The sequence below is a fragment of the Kitasatospora sp. MBT63 genome, from assembly GCF_000710465.2.
In the GTDB taxonomy this organism is placed as follows: Bacteria; Actinomycetota; Actinomycetes; order Streptomycetales; family Streptomycetaceae; genus Kitasatospora.
This window is the reverse complement of sequence record NZ_JAIZ01000254.1, coordinates 1-1975: the sequence shown is the minus strand read 5'-3', so window position 1 is coordinate 1975 and position 1975 is coordinate 1. Positions and strand designations below refer to the sequence as shown.

Sequence of the window (1975 nt, the reverse complement as noted above, 5' to 3'; positions counted from 1 at the left end):
TCCGCCCGCGAGTTCGGCGGTCCGGCGGGCGCCCGCCGGGTCGCGGTGGTAGCCGAGCGAGACGGTGTGGCCGGCCTCGGCCAGGGCGACGGCGACGGCCCGGCCGATGCCCGAACTGGCGCCGGTGACGATGGCGTTCATGATGCCTCCTGAGCTGTGGTGGTGCGGATCCGGTAACCGGCGGCGCGCAGACTGCCGGCCCCCAGGTAGCCGTACAGGGCCGTGGTGGCGGCCCCGGGCCGGGTGGTGAAGCCGTGCCACTCCCCCGCCGGGACGTACGCCAGGTCACCCGCGGCCAGCCGGACCCGGCCGCGCTCGGTGAGGTGGTCGCCCCCGCCGGTCAGGACCAGGAAGAACTCGTCCGCGGCCGGATGGCAGTGCAGGGCGTGCCGGCCGCCGGGGACGAAGACCGAGGTCGCGACGGTGAGGCCGCGGGCGCCGACGCTGCGCGCGGTGGCCAGCCAGTGCACGCCCATCCCGGCGAAGCCGCCGCCGCGGGTCAGGGCGGAGCCGTGCTCCGGGCGGCGGACCAGCGGCACCGAGGCCGGGGCCCCGCCACCCGTGGGTCCGGCCGGGCCGGGCGGCCGGTTCCGGACGGGCGGGCCGTACACGGTGAGCAGGGTGAACGGGGCGTCGGCGGCGGCGGTCAGCCCGTACCGGGCGCCCGGCGGGTGGTAGAGCCCGGCGCCCGGCCCGAGGACCCGGGATGCCCAGCGGGCCTGCCCGGCCAGGACCAGGGTGACGGCCTCCGACTCGGCGGTGCTCCCGGTGCGGCCGCCCGCCGGGACGGCCTCGACGGTGAGGCCGCCGAGCGCGGCCGGTGCGACGGCGGGGTCGATCAGCCGGCGGAAGCCGGGCGCCCGGGTGGGGAGCGCGGCAGGGACGAGGATCATCGGGTACCTCCGAAGTCGAGCAGGATCTTGGGGGCTCCGGCACGGCCCCGGCGGAGCCGGTCGAAGGCCGACGGGCCCTCGGCGGGCGGCAGTTCGGCCGCGATCAGCGGCTCGGCGTCCAGGACGCCGGACCGGAACAGCTCCAGCGTCTGGTCGTAGTGGTCGACCCCGTGCCGGACGCCGGTCACCGACAGTCCGCGCAGGGCCAGTTCGCCGGGGACGAAGCCCTCGGCGGGCTCACCCGCGACGCCGATCACCGCCAGCCGCCCGCCGTCCGCCAGCAGGCCGAGGGCCCGGCGGAAGGCGGGAGCGGCGCCGGAGGCCTCGACCACCAGCGAGTACTCGCGGTCCGCGGCCCCGGCGGGGGCGAACGCACGCCGGGCGCCGAACCGCAGGGCCAGCGCCAGACCCGCCGGGTCGATGCCGACCGCGTCGACCGACCCGGCCAGCCGGGCCGCGAGCTGCACCGCGAGCAGGCCGATCGTGCCGGTGCCCACGACGGCCACCCGGTCCTCGAGACGGCAGTTCGCCCGCTCCAGGGCGCCGACCACGGTGACGGCGGGCTCCACCAGGGCGGCGGCCCGGTCGCCCACCTCGTCCGGCACCCGGACCAGCGCGGTCTGCGGCATCGTCAGGTACTCGGCGGCGGCGCCCTGACGGCCGTACAGACCGACCTCGGTGAGCCGCTCGCACAGCTCCCGGCGGCCGCGCCGGCAGCTGCGGCACAGCCCGCAGTGGACCATGGTCCGGCCCACCACCCGGTCGCCGGGCGCGAATTCGGGCCCGCCGGTGACCACCGTGCCGGTCCACTCGTGGCCCGGGACCAGCGGGTAGCCCGCCCGGCCGTCCCGCAGGTACGTGGCGGTGCCGCGGAGCAGCTCCAGGTCGGTGCCGCAGAGACCGACCAGGGCGGTCCTGATCAGCGCCTCCCCGGGCCCGGGGACCGGCACCGGCAGGCGGGCCGGGACGACCCGGTCCGGGGCCTCGATCCGCAGCGCGGCCATGGTCCGGGGAACGGGGGTGAGTGCGGGAACGGGATGGACGGTCATGGCCGGGTGCTCCTGCGGATCCTGGGGCGGCGG

At 78.4% G+C, this 1975-nt stretch carries 3 protein-coding genes; all 3 read right to left on the bottom strand.

Features of this window, described 5'->3' with window-relative positions; all coding sequences use genetic code 11:
• Positions 1–141: SDR family NAD(P)-dependent oxidoreductase (locus tag AA75_RS51945; RefSeq protein ID WP_033820731.1), on the bottom strand; the 141-nt coding region annotated here is incomplete at its 3' end.
• Positions 138–893, bottom strand: coding sequence for a cupin domain-containing protein (locus AA75_RS16125; RefSeq protein WP_051812535.1), 756 nt, complete (start codon positions 891–893; stop codon positions 138–140). The genes AA75_RS51945 and AA75_RS16125, both read right to left, overlap by 4 nt.
• Positions 890–1975: zinc-binding dehydrogenase (locus tag AA75_RS16120; RefSeq protein WP_368666574.1), on the bottom strand; the 1086-nt coding region annotated here is incomplete at its 5' end. The genes AA75_RS16125 and AA75_RS16120, both read right to left, overlap by 4 nt.

Bases quoted from the DNA above. Each gene is read 5' to 3' on its own strand.
- AA75_RS16125 (WP_051812535.1), bottom strand. From the start codon at position 893: ATGATCCTCGTCCCTGCCGCGCTCCCCACCCGGGCGCCCGGCTTCCGC.